Source organism: Nonomuraea sp. NPDC001699, assembly GCF_053596455.1.
The window spans coordinates 49783-73636 of the sequence record NZ_JBSFGF010000031.1 but is presented as its reverse complement, the minus strand read 5'-3'; the positions used below and the strand labels follow the sequence as shown (position 1 = coordinate 73636).

Below are 23854 nucleotides of genomic sequence, written 5' to 3'. Positions count from 1 at the left end.
GGTGACTCCTAGAGGTTTCCGCCGCCGGTGGCGTCGAGGGTGGTGCCGGTGATGAAGCTCGCCTCGGGCGAGACGGCGAACGCGACCACGTTCGCGATCTCGCCGGGCTCGCCGATGCGGTTGAGCGCGTGCCTGCTCGCGGCGTACGCGCGGGCGTCGGGGTCCTGCAGCCAGCCCGCGTTGACGTCGGTGTCGATGATGCCGGGCGCGACGTTGTTGACCGTGATGCCACGCGGCCCCAGCTCCTTGGCCAGGGCCAGCGTGAACACCTGCACCGCGCCCTTGGTCATCGAGTACGCGATGCCCTCGGGGAAGGCGATGCGGGCCACGCCGGAGGTGATGTTCACGATGCGGCCGCCGTCCGGGATCAGCGGCAGCAGTTGCCGGGTGAGGAAGAACAGGCCCTTGACGTTGACCGCGAACACCCGGTCGTAGCCCTCCTCCGTCTCCTGCGCGATGGGCCTGGACATGCCGATGCCCGCGTTGTTGACCAGCACGTCGAGCACGTCCGTCTCGTCGGCCACCCGCCGGGCGAGCCGGTCCACGTCCTCCGGTACGCCCAGGTCGGCCTGTACGGCCACGGCGTGCGCCCCGATCGTCCGGACGACCTCCTCGGCGGCGGCCGCGTCCCTCGCGTAGTTCACGATCACCCGGAACCCGTCTTCGGCCAGGCGCAGCGCGATGGCCCGGCCGATGCCTCTGCCGGCTCCCGTGACCAGGGCAGTCCTCATCGCTCGAATCCTTTCTTTAGCGATCGATACAGAAAACCATAACATAGCGATCGCTATAGAATGGCGGCATGGCGAGGCAACGGGCATTCGACAGGGACACGGCACTGGAGAGCGCGCTGCGCGCGTTCTGGACCCACGGCTACGAGGCGACCTCGATCGCCGAGCTGACCGCCGCCATGGGCATCAGGCCCCCCAGCCTGTACGCGGCCTTCGGCGACAAGCGGCGGCTGTTCGAGGAGGCGGTGCGCCGCTACCAGCTCACCTACGGCGCCTTCACCACCAGGGCGCTCACCGAGGAGCCCACCGGCCGGCAGGCGGTCGAGCGCGTGCTGCGCGAGTCGGCCGCCGAGTACGCGAGCGCGGACCACCCGCGCGGCTGCCTGATCATCAGCGCCGCGGTCAACTGCGGGCCCGAGTCCGCCGAGGTGGAAGAGCTGCTGCGGGGGTTCAGGGAGGAGGCGAAGGCGGCGATCAGGAGGCGCGTCGACGACGACGTGGCGGCCGGACGGCTGGCTCCCGGCACCGACACGGGAGCCCTGGCCACCTTCTACGCGTCGGTGATCCAGGGCATGTCCACGCAGTCACGCGACGGCGCCCCCTACGCCGACCTGCTGAAGGTCGCCGAACTCGCGATGACCGCCTACCCGCCCCCCACGCCTTGACCACCGCACGGCGGCTTGGCCGTGCGGTGGCGCGGATCAGGGTGGTTCGATCCTGCGCGGCTGCACGGGTCATTGCGACATGACGCTCGCGTCCTCCGGGGGCAGCTCGGGGGGCGACGCGCGCAGCCAGCGGCAACCGTGCGGTCCCAGCGCGAGCTTGGCCGTGCCGTCGGCCGACACCTTGATCGTGCCGTCCACCAGCAGGTCCGTGAGGTCGCAGTGCTCCAGGCCGTCCAGCCGCAGCTCGACGTCCTTGGCCGTGTCGCACAGGTTGTGGGCGACCACGACCGTCGCGCCGTCGGCGTCGCAGCGGTGCGAGAAGATCGCGTCGTCGCCGGTGTCCAGCACGGTGTACTGCCCCCACGCCAGCTCCGGGCACTCGCGGTACCGCTCGATGAGGAGCTGGAACCAGCGCAGCAGCGAGTCGGTGTCCCGCTTCTGGTCGGCCACGTTGACCCGGTCGGGCGCGAAGGAGCCCTCCGGGATCTCGCGGACCGTGTCCTCCGTCTGGCTGAAGCCGCCGTCCTCGGACCACTGCATGGGGATGCGGACGGCCATCCGCCCCTCTTCGTCCAGGTTCTCCCCCATGCCGATCTCCTCGCCGTAGAAGACCACGGGGGTGCCGGGCAGGGAGAACAGCAGGCTGTAGGCCATCTTGATGCGCCGCAGGTCGCCGCCGAACATCGTGGGCAGCCGCCGCCGCAGCCCGCGGCCGAAGATCTGCATGTCCTTACGGGGGCCGAACGCCTCGAAGACCTCCTGGCGTTCGGCGTCGGTGAGCTTGTCGAGGGTCAGCTCGTCGTGGTTGCGGAGGAACATCGCCCATTGGCAGTCCTTGGGGGCCCGGGGGCGTTCGCGCAGGGCGTCCATCAGGGGGCGGGCGCTGTTGCGGGCGAAGGAGAGCCAGCTGCTCTGCATGCCGATGAAGTCGAAGCACATGGTGATCTGGTCACCGAGCCCTTCACCGAAGTACCGCAGTAACTCCTTGTAGGGCACGTTGACCTCGCCCAGCAGGATCGAGCCGCCCTTGCGCCTGGTCATGAAGGCCCGCAGGTCGGCCAGGAACTCGTGCGGGTCGGCCAGCTTGGGGCTGACGTTCTCGATGAGGAACGGCACCGCGTCCACGCGGAAGCCCGACAGCCCGAGCTCCATCCAGAAGCCGAGGATGCGGGTGATCTCGTCCCTGACCTCGGGGTTGCCGACGTTCAGGTCCGGCTGGTGACGGTAGAAGCTGTGCAGGTAGTACTGGCCGCTGCCCTCGTCGTACTGCCAGATCGAGTCCTCCTTGTCGGGGAAGACCACCTGCTTCGGGTCGTCCGGCTCGGGGGTGTCGGACCAGACGTACCAGTCGCGCATCGGCGAGTCCTTGCTCTTGCGCGCCTCCTTGAACCATGGGTGCTGGTCCGAGGTGTGGTTGACGACCAGGTCCGCGATCACCCGCAGGCCCCGGTCGTTGGCCGTCCGCATGAACTCCACGAAGTCACCCAAGGTCCCCAGCCGGGGATCGATGCTGTAGAAGTCGGTGATGTCGTAGCCGTCGTCCCGGTTGGGGGTGGGGAAGAACGGCATCAACCAGAGACATGTCACGCCGAGGCCCGCGAGATAGTCGATCTGCTGGGTCAAGCCGCGGAAGTCGCCCACGCCGTCGCCGTTACCGTCCTTGAACGTCTCGACGTCCAGGCAGTACACGACGGCGTTCTTCCACCAGACGTCGGAGGTGTACGTCAGTCGCATGGCGGCCCTGCTACCCACCCGCCCAGAAGAAATGTCCCTTTGGTGGTCTCCGTCCGGTTCTGATCGCCTGACCTCGGGCGACGACGGCATGGCCAAACCCCGGCCTGCGCGCGGATCCCGTCTTCGAGCGGTTCCCGGCGCGCTTCGTCCGAGCCAATAGTTCGGTAGCCGAACTGATGTTAGACTGATCTTATGGCCAAGCCCGAGGAGCAGCTGGGAGTCGTCTCCGCCCTGGTGCGGTCGACCTTCCTGGTCAACGCCGTCTACGCCGAGTCCGCCCGCGAGTACGGCCTGACCTCGCAGCAGGGCCAGCTCCTGTGCGTGCTGATGGCCCAGCCGTACGGGATGAGCGAGCTGGGCTCGATGTTGCGCCTGGCCAAGTCCAGCCTCACCGAGCTGGTCGACCGCACCGCGCAGCGCGGCATGGTCCGCCGCGAGCCCAATCCCCGCGACCGTCGCGCGGTCCAGGTCACGCTGACCGAGCAGGGCGCCAAGCTCGCCGACGAGTTCTACACCGAGGCCTGCCGGCGCATCGACGAGCTTCCGTCGGGGCTCGACGAGAGCGAGCGCGCCACGCTCGCCGACCTGCTCTCCCGGCTGGTGCGGGACAACAACGCCCCTACGGTCTTCATCGAGCGCGCCGCCGAGGTCTCCTGACCTCCGGCCGGGGTCAGACCCCCGCCGTCGCCGGCTCCCCGGCGATCCCGAACAGCTCCGCGAACCGTCCGGTGAACAGGTCCCTGCCCTTGTAGTCGGCGACGGACTCGGCCGGCAGCACGATCGACCCCTCGGGCGAGGGCAGCTGGCCGACGCCCCCCTCGGCCCCCAGCGGCAGCAGGACGAACGGCAGCGGCGAGGGCCGGTACACCGAGGAGGGCTGCTCGCCGCGCACCTGGGCGATGATGTTCGCCGCCACGACCTCGGCGTGCTGCATCGCGTTCCCGGCCATCTTGGCCTCGGCGAGGTCGGTGATGTCGCCGATCGCGTAGACGTGCTCGTGCCCCTCGACGTTGAGCCGTTCGGTCACCCGTACGTGGCCGCGGGGCGTGCGCGCGTCGCCGAGGTCCCCGCCGAGGTAGCCGGTCCGGACGCGCACGCCGTACGCGCGGAACCAGATGTCGGCCGACAGCTCCCCCGCCGTGGACCCGACGGTGAACGGCCCGGCCAGCCCGGGCTCGGCGGGCGGCTCAACGTCCAGGGCGGTGCCGAGCAGCAGCTCCACCCCCAGCTCGTCGAGCTGCCTGCGCAGATCGGCGCGTACCGCCGACTCGAACCCGGGCAGCAGCTCCGTCCCGTGGTCGACGATCGTGACCTGCTTGCCCGGCCACACGGCCTTGATCTCCCCGGCCAGTTCCAGCCCGACCGGCCCGGCCCCGGCGATCAGCACCCGGCCGGCCTCCGCCAGCTCGCCGTGGACGGCGCCGATGCGCTCCCGCGCCTGCCCGGCCAGGTCGTCGTCGAACTTGAACGGGAAGGGATACCCCGAACCGGTGGCCAGCACGAGATAGTCGGCCTCGACCCGCTCCCCGGACGCCAGCAGCACACCCCGTGAGTCCACCGAGACCGCCCGCTCCCGCACGATCCGGCCACGCCGCATCAACCCGTCATAGGGGAAGAACATCTTCTCGGCCCACTCGGGCCGGGCCAGCGCCCGCATGGACGCGGCGTTCTGCACGAAGGCGTCCTTGGGCTCGACGAGGACGACGTCCGCGTGCTCGTCCAGCGCCTTGGCGGCCGCCGCGCCGCCGTAACCCCCGCCGATGATCGCCACAGTACGGCTCATGGTGCACAACTCCCGTCGAGACGACGACTTGTTCGTGATACGAACCATAATAGTTCGCAACCCGAACTGCAACTCCCGAAAAAGATCTCCGGGAGCGCGATGAGTTCCGGGAGCCTCGCCGGTATGTATCCGTGAACCGTCACGAACGATGAGGAGACAGTCATGACCGAGAACCGAGCGCACGACGTGGCCGCCATCAAGGCCGTGCTGGAGGACCTGTACCAGGCCTGGGCCGCCGGCGACGCGGACGCCTTCGTCAAGGACTACACCGAGGACGCCACCGCGATCATGCCCGGCAGCCGGCGCACGTCGAAGGAGGAGGTCCGCCGGAACATGGCGGAAGGCTTCGCGTCCTACCTCAAGGGCAGCACGACCGTCGACAGGCTGGAGAGCCTCCGCTTCCTGGGCGAGAGCGCCGCCATCGCGGTGAGCGAGACCGGCGTCAAGTTCCCGGGCGAGACCGAGGTCCCCGCCGAGCGCATGGTGCACGCGACCTGGGTGCTGGAGAAGCGGGACGGCGCCTGGCTGCTCGCGGCCTATCACAACAGTCCGGCTGTGGCGGCCGGCTGATCTACCCATAAGGTGCAGGGGGCGAGGAAAGGGCGTGGGCGCGGTGACGCCAGGAGAAGAGGGCTTCGACCTCCGGATCGAACCCTTCCGGACGGAGCTGCTGGCGTACTGCTACCGGATGCTCGGCTCGGTCCACGACGCCGAGGACCTGGTCCAGGACACCTACCTGAGGGCATGGCGGAGCCGGGACCAGTACGACGAGACGCGCAGCTCCCTGCGCACCTGGCTCTACCGGATCGCGACGAACGTCTGCCTGACCGCCCTGGAGGTGCGGGGGCGGCGGCCGCTGCCGTCGGGGCTGGTGGCGGCGTCCGAGCCGCTCGCGCCGTTCGTCCAGGGGGAGAACCTCGCCTGGCTCCAGCCCCTGCCCGACTCGATGCTGGACGGGGGCGACCCGGCCGGCGCCGTGGTCGCGCGCAGCGGCCTGCGCCTGGCCTTCGCCGCCGCCCTGCAGCACCTGTCGGCGCGGCAGCGCGGCGCGCTGATCCTGCGTGACGTGCTGAGCTTCTCCGCCTCGGAGGCGGCGGAGATCCTCGGCACCACCGTCGTGTCGGTGAACAGCTCCCTGCAGCGGGCGCGTGCCCGGGTGAAGGAGGCCGGCGTCCGGCGGGAACCGCTCGACGAGCCGCCCGCGGCCGAACAGCGCGGCTGGATCGACCGCTACATGAAGGCGTTCGAGCACGCCGACGTCGAAGGGCTCAAACGGCTGCTCACCGAGGACGTCATCATGGAGATGCCGCCGATGCTCAACTGGTTCGCCGGCCGCGTCAACTACGGCCTGTTCATGGAATGGGTCTTCCAGGCGGCCGGCACCGACTGGCGGCTGGAGGCGATCACGGCCAACGGCCAGCCCGGGTTCTGCGCCTTCCAGCGCGTCGGCGACCGGTACGAGCCCCACACCCTCCAGATCTTCACCGTCACCGCCGAGGGCATCAGCCGCAACTCGGTGTTCCAGGGCGCCGAGCTCTTCGCTCCCTTCGGCATGGCGGCCGGCTTCGACGCCACGCGATGACCACGGCCGGCGCGCAAATTTCTTCAAGACCGGGCGGGGGCGGGCGGCCGATGCTGGACGCGTGATCCTTTCCGCTCCTCCCCGGGCGACGGTCGTACGCCGTGGCCCGATGCTCGCCGTGCTGCTCACCGGCCAGGTCATGGCCTCCATGGACGGCTCGATCGTGTCGGTGTCCGCGCAGAGCATCAGCGAAGACCTCCACGCCGGCGGCACGGCGATCCAGCTCGTCGTGTCGGGCTATCTCCTGACCGTCGGCGTGCTCCTGGTGACCTGCGCGCGCATCGGTGACGTCGTCGGGCAGCGGCGGGCGTTCCTGCTCGGGCTGGGCTGGTTCACCGGCGCGTCGCTGCTGTGCGGGCTGGCCCCCGACGTGGGCGTCCTGGTGCTCGCGCGCGTCGCGCAGGCCGTGGGGGCGGCGCTGCTCACCCCGCAGATCTTCTCCCTCATCCAGACGCACTGGGAGGGCGTGGCGCGCCGCAGGGCGATCGGCCTCTACAGCATGGTGCTCGCCCTGGGCGTCGCCTTGGGTCAGGTCGTCGGAGGGCTGGTCGTCAGCGCCGACCTCCTCGGCCTGTCCTGGCGGCCCGTCTTCCTGATCAACGTCCCGATCGGCGTGATCGCGCTGGCCGTGGGCCCGCGCCTGCTGCCGGCCTCCCCCGGGGACAGGCGGGCGCGCCTGGATCCGGGCGGCGTGGCGCTCCTGACCGCGGCCATGGCCGCGATCACCGTCCCGCTGATCTTCGGCCGCGACCTGGGCGGGCCCGTCTGGGTGTGGATCTCGCTGGCCTGCGGCGCCGCGCTGTCGGTGGCGTTCGTCCGTCATGAGACCAGGGCGCGCCATCCGCTGCTGGACCTGGCCTCGGTACGGCCGAGCGGGGTCAAGCCGGGGCTGGCCGCCTGCTGGACCGTCATGGGCTGCTACACCGTCTTCCTGCTCACCCTCACTCTCCACCTCCAGACCGCGCTGGGGTACTCGCCGTTGCAGGCGGGGCTGGCCTTCGTCCCGTACGCCCTGGGCTTCGGCGCGCTCAGCCTGAGCTGGACCCGCTATCCGCCGGGGTTGCGGCGCGTCCTGCCGGTCGTAGGTCCGATCGCCTTCGCGGCCGGAGCGGGCCTGCTGGTGCTCCTGTGCCGTGACCAGTGGCGGCCGGTGGTGGCCGTACCGCTGCTGCTCCTGGCCGGGGCCGGGCACGCCGCCGGGTACAGCCCGCTGATCGCCCGCATCACCACGCTGGTCGAGCCCCGGCTGGCCTCCGCGCTCTCGGCCCTGAACGCCACCGGGCCCGTGCTCGCCGGGGTGACCGCCGTCGCCGGGCTCGGCAGCGTGTACTTCGCCGCGCCCTCCTCGGCCGACGGTCTCCTGCGGGTCGTCGTCGCGGTCATCGTCCTGCTGGCGGGCGGGGCCCTGTGCGCCCTGCGGGTGGTCCTGACCGGCCGGAGCGCGGACTCCCCCGCGACGCCCTGAGCGTTCAGAGGAGGGTGCCGCCGCTCACGTCGAACCTGGCCAGCGCCTCGTCGATCCTGGCCAGAGTGTCGGGGTGCAGGGTGAGGTCGGCCGCGGCCAGGTTCTCCCGGATGTGGGCCGGGGTGCGGCTGCCCGGGATCGCCACCACGTGCTCGTCCTGGTGCAGCAGCCACGACAGGGCCAATTGGGCGGGGGTGATGCCGAGGCTGGTGGCCAGGGCGCGGATCGGGGCGTACCGGTCGTTGTTGCTGGCCAGGTTGTCGGCCGAGAACCGGGGTGCGTTGTGGCGGAAGTCGCCTTCGTCCAGCCGCTGGACCGTGCCGGTCAGGAACCCGTTGCCCAGGGGGCTCCAGGCCACCAGGCCGACGCCGAGCTCGCGGGCCGCGGCCAGGAGAGCGGGCTCCACCGGCCGCCACATCGACCACTCGTTCTGCACGGCCGTCACCGGATGGACGGCGTGCGCGGCCCTCAGCTGCTCCGCCGTCACGTTCGACAGGCCGATGTGCCTGATCAGGCCGTCGCGCACCAGGTCCGCCATCGCGCCGGCCGTCTCCTCCACCGGGACGCCGGGGTCCGGGTAGTGCAGGTAGTAGAGGTCGATCACGTCGGTGTCCAGGTTGCGCAGGCTGCGTTCGGCGTAGCGGCGGACCAGGCGCGGGTCGGCGTTCACGCGGAGCTCGTTGAACGCGTACCCGACCGGGTGCGGGCGGCTCGGCTCGCCGTCCGGGATCGTCAGGCCGAACTTGGTGGCCACCACGACCTCGTCCCGGTTCCGTCCCTTGAGGGCGCGGCCGACCAGGCGTTCGTTGTGGCCGTCCACCCCGTAGGCGTCGCTGGTGTCGATGTGGGTGGCGCCGGCGTCCAGGGCCGCCCGCAACGCCGTCGCGGCCCGGGTGTCGTCGATGTCGCCGTACACGCCGGGCGAGAGCACCATCGCGCCGAAACCGAGCGGGGGGACCTGCAGTGTTCCGAGTTCACGTGTCTTCATGACGGAGATCGTGCCGCCGGAGGGCGCGCGGCGTCCAAGACCCTTTGCTATAACCAACGGTTATGGACGTGCATCTGCGGGAGCTGCGCTACTTCGTCGCGGTGGCCGAGGAACTGAACGTGACGCGCGCCGCCGAGCGGCTCTTCGTCTCGCAGCCCGCCCTGTCCAAGCAGCTCAGGGTGCTGGAGCGGCAGCTCGGCTTCACGCTGCTCGAACGGGTGCACAGCGGCGTCACGCTGACCCGCGAGGGCGAGGCGCTGCTGCCGGTGGCCCGCGACCTGCTCGGACGCTGGGCCGCCGGGGTGGAGACGGCACGCGCCGCCGCCCCCGCCGGGACGCTGGTCATCGGGATGCAGACGGCCGTCGGCCGCGGGTTGCAGCAGGAGGCGCTGCGGCTGTTCCGGCAGGCCCGGCCGGGATGGGAGGTCTCGCTCCGGCTCGTGGGCTGGGACGACCCGAGCGGCGGCCTGGCCGACGGCTCCTCCGACGTGGCGTTCATCTGGCTGCCGGTGCCGCCGGGGCTGGAGACGCACGTGCTGGTCACCGAGGAGCGTGGGGTGGCGATGCCGGCCGGGCACCGGCTGGCGGGGATGGCCGAGGTCCCGTTCGCCGAGCTGCGGGACGAGCCGTTCATCGCGCTGCCCGCCGCCGCCGGCCCGCTGCGCGACTTCTGGCTCGCCCGCGACGCGCGAGACGACGACCCGGTCGTCGGCGTCACCGCGAACACGCCCGAGGAGGTGTTCGAGGCGGTGATCAGCGGCCTGGGCGTCGTCCTCGTGGCCGAGGGGAACGCGGCGCTGTACAAGCGTCCTGGCATGGTCTACCGCCCGGTGACCGGCCTCTCGCCGGGCCGGCTCGCCATCGCCTGGCGCCGCCAGGACGTCCGCCCCCACGTCACCGCCTTCGTCGACGCCCTGAAACAGGCCGCCACCACGGTCTGACGCGGCGGGGGGCCGGTCAGGCGAGCGAGCGCCGGTAGCGGACCTCGGTGAGGACGAAGCCCCGGCTGCCGTCCTCCTTGGCCACGCCGTCGTCGTGCCATCCGGCGGCCTCGTAGAACCGTCGGGCGCGGACGTTGGTGTCCAGCACCCACAGGACGGCCTCCTGGTAGCCGGCCTCGGTCAGGGCGGCGAGGACCGCGTCCATCAGCGCCCGGCCGATGCCCCGCACCCAGCTCTCCGGCGTCAGGTAGATCGTGGCCACCTCGGCGACCGTCGCGCCGTCCTCGCCGTCCCGGGCGGGCAGCACGCCGGCGAAGCCGACGACCCGTCCGTCGGACTCGGCGACCAGCGCTCCCTGCCTGGGCCAGGCCGTACCGGCCAGCCAACGCTCCCAGCCGGGCCTCCGTGCCGCGGGGTCCAGGCGGTCGAGATGGTCCTGAGGGACGAGCCCGCGGTACGCGGCCTGCCAGGACCGTACGTGAACCTCGGCGATCGCCTGGGCGTCGGCCGGGGTCGCCTTTCGGATACGCATCCATCCGTGCTATCACCCCGGGAACCGCAAATCACGCAAAGCCCCGCTCTTCCGGCGATCACCCCGAATTCATCGGCCTGTTTCGGGAAGTCGCCACTAAGGTCTGACCCGACGCACCGGTAACACAGGAAAGGCACCCCCGATGAACGACCATGCCATCACCTTCGACCTGATCGACGCCGACAAGGACGGCCGCATCTCCGCCGTCGAGCTCGTCCGCCTGATGGAGGTGCTCGGCCAGCCCGTCACCCTGGAGGCCGCCCAGGCAGGCGTGCGGAAGCTGGACAAGGACGGCGACGGCCTCATCGACGTGGACGAGTTCGGCGCGTTCCTGCAGAAATGACCGAGCCGCCCCCTTGCTAGGCGAACTCCTGCCGCCCGCCCCCCGTACGGGCGGGCGGGCGGGCGGAACCGGGCGGTTTCCGTCAGGCGGTGTGCAGGTACACCTGGCCGAAGACCTCGGACAGGTTCTTGATGTCGGTGGCGACGTCGGTCTCGGGGCTGCTGTAGTCGTAGACGGTGGCCAGCCTCGGGCGGACGGTGCCGAGCTTCTTGAGCTGGTCCCAGGTGGCGTTGGCCGCCCACTTCTCGCCGTACACGCGGTTGACCTGGCCCTGCGCGTCCTGCCAGCGGCTCCACAGGACGACCGTCTCGGCGGCGTCGGCCTGGAGCGGGGCGGCGATGCGGTCGGTGATGGCCTGGGTGGCCTGCTCGGCGGTGAGCTTGGAGGTACCGGCCGCGGTGAACCCGGCGTCCTCGGCGGCGATCTGGGCGTAGGCGTCCCAGGCGCGGGCGCGGACCTGGATCCACTGGTTGCGCTGGGCCTCGTTGGCGTCGATCTTCCAGGTGGCGTACTCGGTGGCCATGTGGCCGGTGTCCAGGGTCAGCTGGTCGATCTGGCCGCCGGACAGCCAGGCGCCGATGCGGGCCGGGTCGAGCAGCGGATACTTCTTGGTCATCTCGGCCTTGCAGGCGTCGTTGGCGCCACAGCCGAACAGCGGCACCACCGTGTGCGCCGCGAGCTTCTTGCCGGGCACGAGGTTGCGCAGCGCGGTCGTGGTCTCGGTGACGAACTTGTCCAGCTCCTCCGCCGTGGCGAAGGTCTGGTTGTAGCCGAGCTGCGAGGTGAACCTGATCCCGACGACCCCCGGCTGCGCGGCCAGGGCGGCGACCTTCTTGGCGGCCTCCGCCAGCTTGCCGGCCTTGTAGTCGTCGGCCAGCTCGGTCTCGATCCAGGTCCGCAGGCCGGCGCCGACCGCGCTCTTCACGGCCTGGCCCGCCGGGCTCTCGGCGGCGGCGGTCTTCGCGGCGGCCGAGATCTCGTCAGGGTCGACGTAGCACTTCTGGCCGTCCTGGCAGTCGTCGGGGGTGCCGCCGTCCTCGGCGCCGTCGACGTCCGGGGAGCCGACGTCGTGCATCTCGCCGTCGCCCTCGGAGTCGGTCGCGCACTCGTTGCCCGGCTCGGTGCAGTCGACCACGATCTCGCGCATCGGGCCGGAGTCGATCATGTTCTTGCCGTCGTTGTCCAGCCAGAACCGGGCGATGTCGGCGGCCTCGTCGGGAGTGGCCAGCCAGCGGCAGACGACGTACGCCGGGGTGTCGGCGGACATCAGGTCGTTGCAGCCCCGTGGATCGTCCTCCGACCAGGCGGGAACACCGACGCCGAGCAACGACAGGGCCAGTCCGATGACGAAGATCTTCCGCAGTCGCATGGCGCCTTTACTCCCATGTGGGGGTGATCGTGGGCAGATAGCACAATATCTGGACGATCAACAACGTTCAATGAGATCCACCCCGATTCCCCACAGCCAGCAAGCCCCTCGGTCGAGCCGGCCACCGGCGACTCCCCACGACCGTCACGCCGAATATTCGGACGACAACACCCGCGCAAGGACGGCAGAATAGTTCGGCTTTGACCGTTTTTGAGGGGACCGGCCCAGTGCACAGCTACCTCCGCGACCTCGGGCTGCTCCGCGACCGCAAGTTCGCCCTGTTGTTGTCCGCGCGGACCATCTCCATGCTCGGCAGCGCCTTCGCGCCCGTGGCGCTCGCCTTCGGCATCCTCGAACTGCCCGGCGCGAACGCCACGACGTTGTCGGTGGTGCTCACCGCCGAGTCACTGCCCATGATCGTGTTCATGCTGCTCGGCGGGGTGATCGCGGACCGGCTGCCGCGGCAGCGGGTGATGATGGCCGGCGAGCTGCTCATGGCGCTGGGCTATTTCGCGCTGGCGGCGATGCTGCTGACCGGCTGGGCGCCGCTGCCCGTGATGAGCGTCGCGGCGGCCGCCTGCGGCGTGGGCATGGCGATCATGTTCCCGGCGCTGACCGGCATCATCCCCGAGGTCGTGCCCGCCGAGCGGCTGCAGGCCGGCAACGCGCTGCTCGGCCTCGGGGCGAACGCCTCGCGCGTGGCCGGGGTGGTGCTGAGCGGCGGCACGGTGCTGCTGTTCGGCGGCGGCTGGGCCCTGCTGGTCAGTGGCGCGATGTTCGCGCTGGCCGGCGTGCTGATCGCGCTGCTGCGCCCGACCCCCGCCGAGCGCGCGGCGGCGGAGCGGCACTCGGTGCTGGCCGACCTGCGCCACGGGTGGCGGGAGTTCAGCTCGCGGCAGTGGATCTGGGTGGTGGTCGCCCAGTTCTCGGTGCTGGTGATGGCGATCCAGGCCGGGCACGGCGTGCTCGGGCCGCTGCTGGCCAAGGAGACTCTGGGCGGGCCGGCGGCCTGGACGGCGTTCCTGGCGGGCGAGGCCGTCGGGACGATCGCCGGGGTGCTGGTGTCGTTGCGGCTGCGCCCGCGCCGGCCGATCCTGCTCGGCACGCTGTTGTGCCTGCCGACCGCGCTGCCGTACGTGCTGCTCGGGCTCGACGCGCCGCTGTGGGCGATCGTGGCGGGGGCGTTCGTGCTGGGTGTGTGCTTCGACGTCTTCGGCGTGCTGTGGCAGACGACGATGCAGCGCGAGATCCCGGCCGAGTCGTTGTCGCGGGTCAGCTCGTACGACGCGCTCGGGTCACTGATGTTCGGGCCGATCGGGCTGATGCTGGCCGCGCCGGCGGCGGTGGCCTTCGGCACCGAGGGAGCGCTGCTCGGCTGCGCCGCCCTCGTCGTGCTGTCCACGCTCGCCGCGCTGGCCGCGCCGGGGGTGCGCAACCTGCGCGCCCCCGAGCCGGAGCCGGTCTCACCGTGAGCGGAACCAGGCGTTGGCCCTCGGCTGGAACATCAGCGTGACGGCCCCGAGCACGGCCGTCAGGTGCAGCACGCGGCTGATCGTGAAGAGCCAGGCGACCGTGTCGGCCCCCGCGGCGGCCTCGGCGATCGAGCCGCCGTGCAACAGCCACTGGACGGGCCCCACGACCAGCGACAACGTGCCGAACACACCGAGCCCGACGGCCAAGGTCAGCCTGGCCCAGTTCTGACCCCGGCGCATCCGCAGTGCCAGGACGACCGCGGCGACGAAGACGACCACCCGGAGCCCGGCGCCGGGCAGCAGGTCCACGACGCCGGACGTGCCCTCGTACAACTCCCTGCCGACGGCGAGCACGGTCTCGAACGCCCCCGCCGCCACGGCCGACAGCCACAGCAGCGTGGCGGCGTGCACGACGGGCGGCGGCTGGGGGGTACCGGGCTGGGCGGTCTGCGAGGCGAGGGCGGTGGTCATGGCGGGCTCCCTGTATTCGTCGGTTACAGGGGAAGTCTGCGCTGTGCGCCCGCGCGGATCACGCCCGTCGTCCCCCGAATCCCGGTGAGGCGGGCCCTACCCCGAGGTCACCGCTCGTCCGCAGGCCACGGGCCGCCGCGCGCTCGTGACCGAGCCCGAAACGCGGTTCGGGGACGCGTTCGCCGTCCAGGGTCGCGGCCACGTACGCGGCCAGGGCCGGGGCGTGCTTGAACCCGTGCCCGGAGTCGCCGCCGAGCAGCCACACGCCGGGCGAGTCCTCGGCGATGATCCATTCGGCGTCGGGGGTGAGCGCGTACTGGCAGACCTGGCTGAACAGCACCGGCGCGTCCGCCAGCGACGGGAACCTGCGCCGCAGGTAGCCGCGGGCCTGCTCGACCGCGGACGGGTCCACCACCCGGTCGCCCTCCTCCGGCTCGTACGGCTCCCCTTCGGCGTCGGAGGTGGCCTTCACGCCGACCCCGTCCACGTCGCCGTGCCCGTAGGCCGAGGAGCCGTAGTCCACCCAGGCGGGCGTCTCGGGGGTCGACCAGGCGGCGGGCGCGGCGAAGTGCACCGTGTCCTGCCTGGTCACCGTGACCGGGACGGCGAACAGGCCCGGCAGCCAGGCCCCGCACGCCCAGACGACCCGGTCGGCCCGCCGGATCTCGCCGTCCACCTCGACCGCGCTCAGCCCCGGCACGGGCGCCGCCTTGGCCCTGACCAGCCGTACCCCGGCCGCCACGGCCAGCCGGGCGGTCACCTGGGTGGCCCGCCGCGCCCTGAGCACGCCCGCGTGCGGCTCCCACAGCAGGAAGCTCAGGTCGTCGCCACGGTAGTCGGGGAAGAACCGCCGTCCGTCGGCCGGATCGAGCACCTCAGCAGGTATATCCAGATTTTTCAGCACTTGGGCGCTGGCGTGCTCCCACCCGTCCGGCCGGGCCGCGAACCACACCATGCCCGACTCCAGGAACAGTTCCTCGCCGGCCCGCTCGCCCAGCCGCCGCCAGCCCTCCCGCGCCTCCCAGGCCAGCCGCGCGTACCAGTCGTCCGTGCCGTGGGCGCAGCGCAGGAGCCGCGTCTCACCCGCGCTGGCCTGCCGGACGTGTCCGGGCTTGTGCTGTTCGACCAGAGTCACCTGCCAGCCGGTTTCGGCCAGCCGCAACGCCAGCGACGACCCCCATATACCGGCTCCGACCACAATGACCGATTTCATGGAACCACCGTGACCTCAGGACCGCGCCCGCGCAAGAGCTCAGACGATGATCAACCGGACCACGACGCCCGCGCAGTTGCCCGCCACGCAGACGCGCACCGGGACCTCGGAGATGCCGGCCGCCTGGGGCACGCCGCCCACGTGCCCGTCGGGGCCGATCGTCACGCCGGCGGGCAGCTTGGCGTGGTCGGTCACGCTGAAGGTCGGGATCACGCCCTGGGGGCCGCCGTTGATGCCGATCTCGCCGCCGAGCGCGATGCCTGTCCGGCCGGGGAAGGTCAGCTCGCGCGGCTCCCATGGAACGTTCCCGAGCACGACGAGGGTGATGAGCTGCTCCTCGCACGACTGCCCTGTGCAGAGCCCGACCGGGGCGATGAACGTGCCCACGCGTGAGGGCGTGCCGTACAGCCGCCCGCTCGCGTCGACCCTGACTCCCACGGCGACGTAGCCGGGGCGGAAGGCCACCCCCTTGGCGACCGGCAGCAGCCACTGGCTCACCGTGATGCCCTGGGTGAGGTAGAAGGTGTCCTCCACCAGCCGCTCGCTCGCCCGGTCGGGCGGGTCGATCAGGGTCTCCCTCGCCATGTGCGCGATCGGCGTCGTGAGCGACGGGACGGGGGGCGGCAGGGCGCAGAGAGCCAGCCCGGCAACCAGGAACAGCCACCTCTGCCGCATCTTCCCCCCCGACGCTTCTTGTCCTACGTACCCCCTCGCCGCGCTCTTTCACTGCTCTTCCACCGTCGCCCGCCACTCCATAATCGAAGTCATGGCCGCCGAATCCGCCCAGACGCTCGAACGCGGGCTGCGCCTGCTGCGACTTCTCGCCGACGGGAAGGGCGGGCGCACCCCCACGGAGCTGAGCACCGAGCTGTCGCTGAGCCGGCCGGTGGTCTACCGGCTGCTGACGACGTTGCTGAACGAGGGGTTCGTCCGCCGCGACGCCGAGGGGCGGGTGCACCTCGGGTTCGGGGTGCTGGTGCTGGCCCAGGCCGTGCAGCCGTTGCTGCGGGCGGCGGCGGTGCCGACGCTGCGCCGGCTGGCCGAGGAGGTGGGGGCGACCGCCCACCTGACCGTGGCCGAGGGCGACGACGGGCTGGCGGTGGCGGTGGTGGAGCCGTCCTGGACCGACATGCACGTGGCCTACCGGGAGGGGTCGCGTCATCCGCTGGCGAAAGGCGCGGCGGGCCGGGCGATCCTGGCCCTGCGCGAGGGCCGGGACGAATACCTCGTGACGGAGGGGCAGTTGCAGGAGGGGGCGCGGGGCATCGCCGCCCCCGTGACCGGACTGCCGTGGCTGGAGGCCTCGGTGGGGGTGGTGACGTTCGGCCCGCTGGAGGAGGGGACGGGGCCGCGCGTGGTGGCGGCGGCCGCCGAGCTGGCCGCCGCGCTGGGTTGACATCTCCACACCGATGGCGGACGGTGGTCACACATAGAGGACACATGCGTCCGGTAATCGGACAACATGGAGGGCGGATGCCGTACTACCGCGTCGTTGGGGAAGTGCCACGTAAGCGGCACACGCAGTTCAGGCGGCCGGACGGCGGCCTCTACGCCGAGGAGCTGATGGGCGAGGAGGGCTTCTCGTCCGACTCCTCGCTGCTCTACCACCGCTACCTGCCCACCGCGATCATCAAGGCCGAGGCGGTCACACCCACGTCGGCGACGCGGCTGGAGCCCAACCTGCCGCTCTCCCCGCGCCATTTCCGCACCCAGGAGCTGGCCGGCGCCGGTGACCTGGTCGACGGCCGCATCCTGCTCGCCGGCAACGCCGACGTCCGGTTGTCGTACGCCACCAGCGACCAGCCGAGCGAGCTGTACCGCAACTCCATGGGCGACGAGTGCGTCTACGTGCAGCGCGGCTCGGTCCGCTTCGAGTCCACGTACGGCGTCATCGAGGCCGGCGAGGGCGACTACGTCATCATCCCGACCGGCACGATCCACCGCTGGGTCCCCGACGGCCAGGTCAACGTGCTGGCCATCGAGGCGTCCGGGCACATCAGGCCGCCCAAGCGCTACCTGTCCCAGTACGGGCAGTTCCTGGAGCACGCGCCGTACTGCGAGCGCGACCTGCGCGCCCCTTCGCAGACCCTGCTCGTCGAGGGCGAGGAGGTGCCCGTCCTGGTCCGCACGCGGGGCGGCCTGACCAGGCTCGTCTACCGCAACCACCCCTTCGACGTGGTCGGCTGGGACGGCTACCTCTATCCGTACGCCTTCAACATCGACGACTTCGAGCCGATCGTGAAGAAGACGCACGCGCCGCCGCCGGTGCACCAGACGTTCGAGGGGCCCGGGTTCGTGGTCTGCTCGTTCTGCCCGCGGCCGCTCGACTACCACCCCGAGGCCATCCCGATCCCGTACAACCACCACAACGTGGACTCCGACGAGTTCATGTTCTACGTGGGCGGCGACTACACCGCGCGCAAGGGCTCGGGCATCGACGTCGGCTCGGTCTCGCTGCACCCGGCCGGGTTCACGCACGGCCCGCAGCCCGGCGCGGTCGAGGCGGTGATCGACGCGGTCGCCCGCGGCGTCACCACGACCAGCGAGATGGCCGTGATGGTCGACACCTTCCGGCCGCTCGACCTCGGGCAGGGCGCACTGTCCTGTGAGGACCCCGGCTACGCATGGACCTGGGCACGATGACTCTCTACACCGAACTGGTCGACGACGCGGGCCTGTTCCCGCCGACCTCCCTGCACATGGACGAGGCGCTGACCCGCAACCAGCGCGACCTGGAGCGCGGCGACGACGTGCTCACCCACCGCTTCCTCTGCCCGGCCAGCCGGCTCGACCGGCTGCGCGGGCACGCCTACCGGCCGCGGCGCATCGGGGTGATCGTGGACACGCCGGAGGTCCCCGAGTTCGGCGACCTGCCGGTGGACTTCGTGGAGATCCCGCTCGGGGCCGACGAGTCCGTCGCCGGCCTGGCCCGGCGGCTCGGCCTCCCCGCGCACGTACGGCTGTTCGTCGAGGTCCCGCCGGACAAGAAGGTCACCGGCGTGCCCGACGGGGTGGGCCTGAAGGTGCGCTGCGGCGGGCTGAAGGCCGAGGCGTTCCCGCCGGTCGAGCACCTCGCGGCGTTCATCCGGTCCTGCGTGGACGCCGACGTCCCGTTCAAGGCCACGGCCGGGCTGCACCACGCGGTGCGGCACTTCGACCCGGCGCTCGGCGTCGACCGGCACGGCTTCCTCAACCTGCTGCTGGCCGTCTGCGAGGCTGTGGAAGGGCGCGATCCCGCACCCGTGCTGCGCACCACCGACGTCGGCCACCTCGTCCGGCTGGCCGGGGCCGTGACGGAGGAGACCGCCAAGCGGGCGCGGCGGCTGCTGGTCAGCTACGGCTCCTGCAGCACCGGCACGCCCATCGAGGACCTGCGGACGCTAGGAGTGATCCAGTGAGCTGGGGAGTGGACAACCTGCCCTACGGCGTGTTCTCCCGCCGGGGCGAACCGCCGAGAGTGGGCGTCAGGTACGGCGACAAGGTGCTCGACCTGGCCGCGGCGCTGCACGACGAGGTGTTCGCCGCCCCCTCGCTCAACCCGTTCATGGCCCGGGGCCGCTCGGCCTGGCACGACACCAGGGCCCTCATCCAGAACAAGCTGACCGGCGACTCCTCGGTCACCGAGAGCCACCTGATCCCGCTCGACCAGGTGCGGATGCATCTGCCGTTCGAGGTGGCCGACTACGTCGACTTCTACTGCTCGCTCGACCACGCGAGCAACATCGGCCGCATCTTCCGTCCCGACGCCGAGCCGTTGCTGCCCAACTGGCGGCACCTGCCCGTCGGCTACCACGGCAGGGCGGGCACGGTCGTCGTGTCGGGCACGCCGGTCCGGCGGCCGCTGGGCCAGCTCAGGGCCGGGGTCTACGGGCCGTGCGCCAAGCTCGACATCGAGGCCGAGCTGGGGTTCGTGGTCGGCGTGCCGTCCGAGCTGGGCTCGCCGGCGGGGGCGTTCGAGGACCACGTGTTCGGGGTGACGCTGGTCAACGACTGGAGCGCGCGCGACATCCAGGCGTGGGAGTACGTGCCGCTCGGCCCGTTCCTGGGCAAGTCGTTCGCGACCTCGGTCTCGCCTTGGGTCACGCCGCTGGAGGCGCTGCCCAGGATCCCCGGCCGCGCCCAGGACCCGGAGCCGCTGGACTACCTGCGCAGGCAGGGCGACTGGGGGCTGGACATCGCCGTCGAGGTCCTGCTCAACGGCGACGTGATCTCGCGGCCGCCGTACCCGAGCATGTACTGGACGCCCGACCAGATGCTCGCCCACATGACCGTGAACGGCGCCTCCCTGCGCACCGGTGACCTGTTCGCCAGCGGCACGATCTCCGGCCCCGAACGCGACCAGCGCGGCTCGCTCATCGAGCTGACCTGGAACGGCGCCGACCCGATCAAGCTGTCCGGCGGCGACACCCGCACCTTCCTCCAGGACGGCGACACGGTGACGATCCGGGCCACCGCCGGCGACCTGACATTGGGCGAGGTGTCCGGAACCATCGGATAAGTAACTCAGGGTGCTTCGACCGTCGCTCACCGCTAACCTGGGAACTCCCCTTCCCTCGGAAAGCCCTCGGAGAGTGACGTGCGGCGTGCCGCGATCCTGTGTGTCGGCTTCCTCCTGGCCTGCTGCGGCTGCGGTCCCGTCTCGGAGTCCGCGACCGCGCCCGCGGTCGTGCACGTCTTCCCCGCTCTCGACTCCAAGCGGGCCCGTCCCGACAAGGGCCTGGTCATCACGGCCCGGGGCGGCCGGCTGTCCCAGGTCCTGGTCTACGAGGGAGGCGAGCACGTCCCGGGCCGGTTCGACGCCTCGCACACCACGTGGCGCTCCGACTGGACGCTCAAGCCCGCGACCGAGTACACGGTGACCGCCACGGCCGCGGGCGAGAACGGCCCGTCCACCGTCTCCATGGGCCGCTTCCGCACCCGCGCCGCCGAGCAGACGTTCGGGGTGGCCGCCACCGCGCCGCTGCCGGGCGAGACCGTCGGCGTCGGCATGCCGGTCGTCATCGACTTCGACACCCCGATCCAGGACAAGGCGGCCGTCGAGCGCTCCCTTGAGGTCACGACGAAGACCCCGGCCGAGGGCGCCTGGCGATGGACCAGCGACACCCAGGTGGTCTACCGCACCCGCCGGTTCTGGGCCTCCGGGCAGCAGGTGATGGTCAGCGCCCACCTGGCCGGCGTGCACCCCGCGCCGGGCGTCTACGGCACCCTCGACTCCACCTTCGCCTTCACCGTGGGCCGCAGGCAGACCAGCACGGTCGACACCCGCACCCACCAGATGGTCGTGCGCCGCGACGGCAAGGTGGTGCAGCAGATGGCCATCAGCGCCGGCATGGCCACCACCCGCGAATACACCACGACCAGCGGCATGCACCTGACCATGGACAAGGGAAACCCGGTCCGCATGATCTCCCCCGGCCGCTCCAAGGGCGACCCCGGCTACTACGACCTGCTGATCGAGCACGCCGTGCGCATCTCCAACAGCGGCGAGTACGTGCACGCGAAGGACAATGTCTGGGCCCAGGGAAAGGAAAACGTCAGCCACGGCTGCATCAACGCGCGTCCCGACCAGGCGTCCTGGTTCTACGCCGGTTCGCTGCGCGGCGACCCCGTCCTGATCACCGGCACGGCCCGCGAGCTGGAATGGGACAACGGGTGGGGTTTCTGGCAACTTCCGTGGGACAAATGGCTCCAGGGAAGCGCGTTGCCCGCGCCGCCGTCCAGCAGGTGACGGGTGCCTGCGGACGAATGGGGGATTACGGTGGTAAGGGGGAACCAGTCACACACACAGGCCCGTTATAGGTTCAGGAGGGCCGGAGCATGGATGAATGGGTCATCTGGATAATCCTCGCAGTCGTCCTCGGTGTGGCCGAACTGTTCACTCTCACGGCGGCGCTGGGTCTCCTGGGCGTGGCCGCTCTCCTGACCGCCCTGACCGCCGCCGTCGGGCTGCCCGTCCCGCTGCAGATCCTCGTGTTCGCCCTGTCGTCGGCGGCCGGGATGGTGGTCATCCGGCCGCTCGCCCTCCGCCACCTCCAGCAGCCGCCGTTGCAGCGGTTCGGTGTGGAGGCCCTCGTCGGCAAGCCCGCGTACGTGGTCGCCGAGGTCACCGGCCGCGACGGGCGGGTCCGCATCGGGGGTGAGGAGTGGTCCGCGCGCGCATATGACGAGACCCTGGTGATCCCCACCGGGGCCACCGTCGACATCATCGAGATCGAGGGCGCCACAGCCCTCGTGTATCCACGGGAGTGAGCACATGGACCCGTTGCTGATAGCCGGACTGCTGATCATCCTTTTCGCCGCGTTCACCGTGCTCAAAGCCGTGCGGATCGTGCCGCAGGCGCGGGCGCGCAACGTGGAGCGGCTCGGCCGCTACCACCGCACGCTCAAGCCGGGCCTCAACTTCGTCATCCCGTACGTCGACCGCGTCTATCCGATGATCGACCTGCGCGAGCAGGTGGTGACGTTCCGTCCCCAGCCGGTCATCACCGAGGACAACCTGGTCGTCGAGATCGACAACGTCCTGTACTTCCAGGTCACCGACCCCCGGGCGGCGGCGTACGAGATCGCCAACTACATCACGGCCATAGAGCAGCTCACCGTCACGACCATGCGGAACGTGATCGGCTCGATGGACCTGGAGAAGACGCTCACCTCGCGCGACACCATCAACAGCCAGCTGCGCGGCGTGCTCGACGAGGCCACCGGCAAGTGGGGCATCCGCGTCAACCGTGTCGAGGTCAAGGCCATCGACCCGCCCAAGACCATCAAGGACGCGATGGAGAAGCAGATGCGGGCCGAGCGCGACAAGCGGGCCGCGATCCTCAACGCCGAGGGCGCGCGACAGTCGCAGATCCTCACGGCCGAGGGCGACAAGCAGAGCCGCATCCTGCGGGCCGAGGGCCAGCGTTCGGCCGCCATCCTGGAGGCCGAGGGCCAGTCGCGCGCCATCGACCAGGTCTTCCAGGCCGTCCACCGCAACGACCCCGACCCCAAGCTGCTGGCCTACCAGTACCTTCAGGTGCTGCCGCAGCTCGCCCAGGGCAACGGCAACACGTTCTGGGTCATCCCGAGCGAGGTCACCTCGGCGTTGCAGGGCGTCTCGAAGGCCTTCACCGAGGCGCTGCCGAAGTCGGCCGCCACCCGCGAGGATCAGCCCCGGCCGTCGGAAGAGCTGGACAAGGAGATCGCGGCGGCCACGGAGGCGGCGGCCGAGGCGGTCGCCGACGCGCAGCAGGCCGAGAGCCCCAAGGGGCCGCGCCAGATCGCCCAGGCCGTGAACGAGCCGTCCCCGTTCGCCGACCTGGACCGCGAGCGCGAGAGCGCCCCCAAGGAGAGCGACCGCTGACGTCCGCCGGGGCCCGCGCGGCCCCGGCGTCGCTCAGCGCTGGCCGTTGTCGAAGTAGGCGGCCAGCTCCGGGTCCAGCGGCGGCACGTCGTACGGCATGCCGCCGTCGCGCAGCGACATCGTGGCCATGTAGCCGGCCGCCACGCTCATCCTGGCCGCCACGGGTGAGGTGTCGGTCGCTCCGCCTTCCCTGACGAACCGGCAGAACTCGGCCAGGATCTGCGGGTCGGCCCCGCCGTGTGTGCCCTTCGCGGCCGGCACCTGGTAGGCGATGTCGCAGTCGTCCCGGTAGGAGGTGGGGCCGGTGTTCCACACCTTGACCGTGTCCCCCGGGCCGTCGCCGAAGTTCTCCAGGCGGCCCTCGGTGCCGATGACGGTGTAGTTGCGCACGTAGTCGGGGCTGAAGTGGCACTGCTGGTAGGCGGCGATGACGCCGTTGTCCAGGCGCATGTTCATCACCGACACGTCCTCGACGTCCACCACGTGGTGCAGGTCCCGCCGCTCGGTGGGCGGCCAGTCGAAGTCCCGCAGCCAGCCCTCCGGCCGCGGCGTCCCGGGCTCGCGGCGCGGCAGGTCGCCGTAGACCATCAGGTCGCCCAGGGCGTTCACGCGGGTGGTGTAGCCGCCGGCCAGCCAGTGGATCACGTCGAGGTCGTGCGCCGCCTTCTGCAGCAGCAGGCCCGTGGTACGGGTGCGGTCGGCGTGCCAGTCCTTGAAGTAGTAGTCGCCGCCGTAGGACACGAAGTGGCGTACCCACACGGTCTTGGGCTCGCCGATCACACCCTTGCCGATGATGTCGCGCATCAGCCGCACCACGCCCATGTGGCGCATGTTGTGCCCCACGTACAGGCGGGTGCCGGTCTCGCGGGCGACCCTCAGGATGTTGTCGCAGCCCTCGACGGTGATCGCCATCGGCTTCTCCAGGTAGACGGCCTTGCCTGCCTGGAGGGCGTCGATCGCGATGCGCTCGTGCGTGTCGTCGGGGGTGTTGACGATGATCGCGTCGAGGTCCGTCCGGTCGAGCAGCTCGCGGTACTCCCCGGTCAGGAACTCCGCCTCGAACCGCTCCGACTTCGTCTTGAGCACTGCCGGGTCGGAGTCGCACAGCGCCGCCACGACCGAGCCCTCGCCGGGCCGGTGCGCGGCCAGGGCGAGGCTCGTCCGCAGCCCGAGCCCGATGACTCCGATGCGCAGGTCTTCCACAAGTGTCCTTTCAAACGGTA

General features: G+C 71.1%; 25 protein-coding genes. 15 read left to right on the top strand and 10 right to left on the bottom strand.

Annotated elements, in window-relative coordinates; translation table 11 throughout:
- Positions 1 to 8 precede the first annotated feature (8 nt).
- Positions 9 to 731: an SDR family NAD(P)-dependent oxidoreductase gene (locus tag ACWCSU_RS47110; RefSeq protein ID WP_449942896.1), complete on the bottom strand. Its 723-nt coding sequence runs from the start codon at positions 729 to 731 to the stop codon at positions 9 to 11.
- Between the two features lie 68 nt (positions 732 to 799).
- Between ACWCSU_RS47110 and ACWCSU_RS47105 the strand changes: the two genes are divergently transcribed.
- On the top strand, positions 800 to 1393 hold the full coding sequence (locus ACWCSU_RS47105; RefSeq protein WP_357696495.1) for a TetR/AcrR family transcriptional regulator: 594 nt from the start codon (positions 800 to 802) through the stop codon (positions 1391 to 1393).
- Between the two features lie 69 nt (positions 1394 to 1462).
- Here the strand turns inward: ACWCSU_RS47105 and ACWCSU_RS47100 are convergent, their stop codons facing one another.
- Positions 1463 to 3127 carry an alpha-amylase family protein gene (locus tag ACWCSU_RS47100; RefSeq protein ID WP_357696497.1) on the bottom strand — a complete coding sequence of 555 codons (1665 nt, stop codon included), beginning with the start codon at positions 3125 to 3127 and terminating at the stop codon, positions 1463 to 1465.
- A 192-nt stretch (positions 3128 to 3319) separates the two neighbouring features.
- Between ACWCSU_RS47100 and ACWCSU_RS47095 the strand changes: the two genes are divergently transcribed.
- Entirely contained in the window at positions 3320 to 3784 is a 465-nt protein-coding gene (locus ACWCSU_RS47095; protein ID WP_357696499.1) for a MarR family winged helix-turn-helix transcriptional regulator, read from the top strand.
- A 13-nt stretch (positions 3785 to 3797) separates the two neighbouring features.
- Here the strand turns inward: ACWCSU_RS47095 and ACWCSU_RS47090 are convergent, their stop codons facing one another.
- Complete coding sequence (locus tag ACWCSU_RS47090; protein WP_449942893.1) at positions 3798 to 4910, bottom strand: NAD(P)/FAD-dependent oxidoreductase; 1113 nt, start codon at positions 4908 to 4910, stop codon at positions 3798 to 3800.
- Between the two features lie 162 nt (positions 4911 to 5072).
- Here ACWCSU_RS47090 and ACWCSU_RS47085 point away from each other — a divergent pair, with 162 nt between their 5' ends.
- The 3 genes from ACWCSU_RS47085 (at position 5073) to ACWCSU_RS47075 (ending at position 7957) form a co-directional block, all read left to right on the top strand.
- On the top strand, positions 5073 to 5480 hold the full coding sequence (locus ACWCSU_RS47085) for an SgcJ/EcaC family oxidoreductase (protein ID WP_449942890.1): 408 nt from the start codon (positions 5073 to 5075) through the stop codon (positions 5478 to 5480).
- Between the two features lie 34 nt (positions 5481 to 5514).
- The gene (locus tag ACWCSU_RS47080; protein ID WP_357696505.1) at positions 5515 to 6492 is read left to right on the top strand and encodes a sigma-70 family RNA polymerase sigma factor; all 978 of its coding nucleotides are present in this window, start codon (positions 5515 to 5517) and stop codon (positions 6490 to 6492) included.
- A gap of 61 nt (positions 6493 to 6553) precedes the next feature.
- Positions 6554 to 7957, top strand: coding sequence for an MFS transporter (locus tag ACWCSU_RS47075; RefSeq protein WP_449942888.1), 1404 nt, complete (start codon positions 6554 to 6556; stop codon positions 7955 to 7957).
- A 4-nt stretch (positions 7958 to 7961) separates the two neighbouring features.
- Here ACWCSU_RS47075 and ACWCSU_RS47070 read toward each other — a convergent pair whose 3' ends face one another.
- On the bottom strand, positions 7962 to 8945 hold the full coding sequence (locus tag ACWCSU_RS47070) for an aldo/keto reductase (RefSeq protein WP_449942885.1): 984 nt from the start codon (positions 8943 to 8945) through the stop codon (positions 7962 to 7964).
- A 62-nt stretch (positions 8946 to 9007) separates the two neighbouring features.
- On the opposite strand from ACWCSU_RS47070, the gene ACWCSU_RS47065 reads away from it, so the two are divergent.
- On the top strand, positions 9008 to 9886 hold the full coding sequence (locus ACWCSU_RS47065; RefSeq protein WP_449942882.1) for a LysR family transcriptional regulator: 879 nt from the start codon (positions 9008 to 9010) through the stop codon (positions 9884 to 9886).
- A gap of 16 nt (positions 9887 to 9902) precedes the next feature.
- On the opposite strand, the gene ACWCSU_RS47060 is transcribed toward ACWCSU_RS47065, so the two are convergent.
- Positions 9903 to 10418: an N-acetyltransferase family protein gene (locus tag ACWCSU_RS47060; protein WP_449942880.1), complete on the bottom strand. Its 516-nt coding sequence runs from the start codon at positions 10416 to 10418 to the stop codon at positions 9903 to 9905.
- A 142-nt stretch (positions 10419 to 10560) separates the two neighbouring features.
- Between ACWCSU_RS47060 and ACWCSU_RS47055 the strand changes: the two genes are divergently transcribed.
- Positions 10561 to 10761: an EF-hand domain-containing protein gene (locus tag ACWCSU_RS47055; protein ID WP_357696515.1), complete on the top strand. Its 201-nt coding sequence runs from the start codon at positions 10561 to 10563 to the stop codon at positions 10759 to 10761.
- 82 nt (positions 10762 to 10843) lie between these two features.
- Here ACWCSU_RS47055 and ACWCSU_RS47050 read toward each other — a convergent pair whose 3' ends face one another.
- On the bottom strand, positions 10844 to 12130 hold the full coding sequence (locus tag ACWCSU_RS47050) for a hypothetical protein (protein WP_357696517.1): 1287 nt from the start codon (positions 12128 to 12130) through the stop codon (positions 10844 to 10846).
- Between the two features lie 227 nt (positions 12131 to 12357).
- On the opposite strand from ACWCSU_RS47050, the gene ACWCSU_RS47045 reads away from it, so the two are divergent.
- Positions 12358 to 13602: an MFS transporter gene (locus ACWCSU_RS47045; RefSeq protein WP_357696519.1), complete on the top strand. Its 1245-nt coding sequence runs from the start codon at positions 12358 to 12360 to the stop codon at positions 13600 to 13602.
- On the opposite strand, the gene ACWCSU_RS47040 is transcribed toward ACWCSU_RS47045, so the two are convergent.
- From ACWCSU_RS47040 to ACWCSU_RS47030, 3 genes are read right to left on the bottom strand one after another with little or no spacing between them, the layout of a single operon-like run.
- Positions 13594 to 14073, bottom strand: coding sequence for a hypothetical protein (locus tag ACWCSU_RS47040; RefSeq protein ID WP_449942877.1), 480 nt, complete (start codon positions 14071 to 14073; stop codon positions 13594 to 13596). The genes ACWCSU_RS47045 and ACWCSU_RS47040 overlap by 9 nt on opposite strands.
- Positions 14074 to 14131: 58 nt before the next feature.
- Positions 14132 to 15286 carry an NAD(P)/FAD-dependent oxidoreductase gene (locus ACWCSU_RS47035; RefSeq protein ID WP_449942874.1) on the bottom strand — a complete coding sequence of 385 codons (1155 nt, stop codon included), beginning with the start codon at positions 15284 to 15286 and terminating at the stop codon, positions 14132 to 14134.
- Positions 15287 to 15325: 39 nt separating this feature from the next.
- The gene (locus ACWCSU_RS47030; protein ID WP_357696525.1) at positions 15326 to 15961 is read right to left on the bottom strand and encodes a hypothetical protein; all 636 of its coding nucleotides are present in this window, start codon (positions 15959 to 15961) and stop codon (positions 15326 to 15328) included.
- Between the two features lie 91 nt (positions 15962 to 16052).
- On the opposite strand from ACWCSU_RS47030, the gene ACWCSU_RS47025 reads away from it, so the two are divergent.
- The 7 genes from ACWCSU_RS47025 to ACWCSU_RS46995 all read left to right on the top strand — a co-directional run bounded on the left by ACWCSU_RS47025 (position 16053) and on the right by ACWCSU_RS46995 (position 22631).
- Positions 16053 to 16682, top strand: coding sequence for a helix-turn-helix domain-containing protein (locus tag ACWCSU_RS47025; protein WP_357696527.1), 630 nt, complete (start codon positions 16053 to 16055; stop codon positions 16680 to 16682).
- 77 nt (positions 16683 to 16759) lie between these two features.
- Positions 16760 to 17929 (top strand): homogentisate 1,2-dioxygenase, encoded by a 1170-nt coding sequence (locus ACWCSU_RS47020; protein WP_357696529.1) that lies wholly within the window; start codon positions 16760 to 16762, stop codon positions 17927 to 17929.
- A complete protein-coding gene (locus tag ACWCSU_RS47015) occupies positions 17911 to 18684 on the top strand; it encodes a hypothetical protein (RefSeq protein WP_357696531.1) in 774 nt (257 codons plus the stop codon). Before ACWCSU_RS47020 ends, ACWCSU_RS47015 begins: the two co-directional genes overlap by 19 nt.
- The gene (fahA, locus tag ACWCSU_RS47010) at positions 18681 to 19784 is read left to right on the top strand and encodes a fumarylacetoacetase (protein ID WP_449942870.1); all 1104 of its coding nucleotides are present in this window, start codon (positions 18681 to 18683) and stop codon (positions 19782 to 19784) included. Before ACWCSU_RS47015 ends, fahA begins: the two co-directional genes overlap by 4 nt.
- 78 nt (positions 19785 to 19862) lie before the next feature.
- Complete coding sequence (locus ACWCSU_RS47005; protein WP_449942867.1) at positions 19863 to 21014, top strand: Ig-like domain-containing protein; 1152 nt, start codon at positions 19863 to 19865, stop codon at positions 21012 to 21014.
- An 89-nt stretch (positions 21015 to 21103) separates the two neighbouring features.
- Entirely contained in the window at positions 21104 to 21535 is a 432-nt protein-coding gene (locus tag ACWCSU_RS47000; RefSeq protein ID WP_357696537.1) for an NfeD family protein, read from the top strand.
- 4 nt (positions 21536 to 21539) lie between these two features.
- On the top strand, positions 21540 to 22631 hold the full coding sequence (locus tag ACWCSU_RS46995; RefSeq protein ID WP_364095345.1) for an SPFH domain-containing protein: 1092 nt from the start codon (positions 21540 to 21542) through the stop codon (positions 22629 to 22631).
- A gap of 33 nt (positions 22632 to 22664) precedes the next feature.
- On the opposite strand, the gene ACWCSU_RS46990 is transcribed toward ACWCSU_RS46995, so the two are convergent.
- Positions 22665 to 23834, bottom strand: a complete 1170-nt coding sequence (locus ACWCSU_RS46990) for a Gfo/Idh/MocA family protein (protein ID WP_449942864.1) — start codon at positions 23832 to 23834, stop codon at positions 22665 to 22667.
- Between the last annotated feature and the right edge of the window lie 20 nt (positions 23835 to 23854).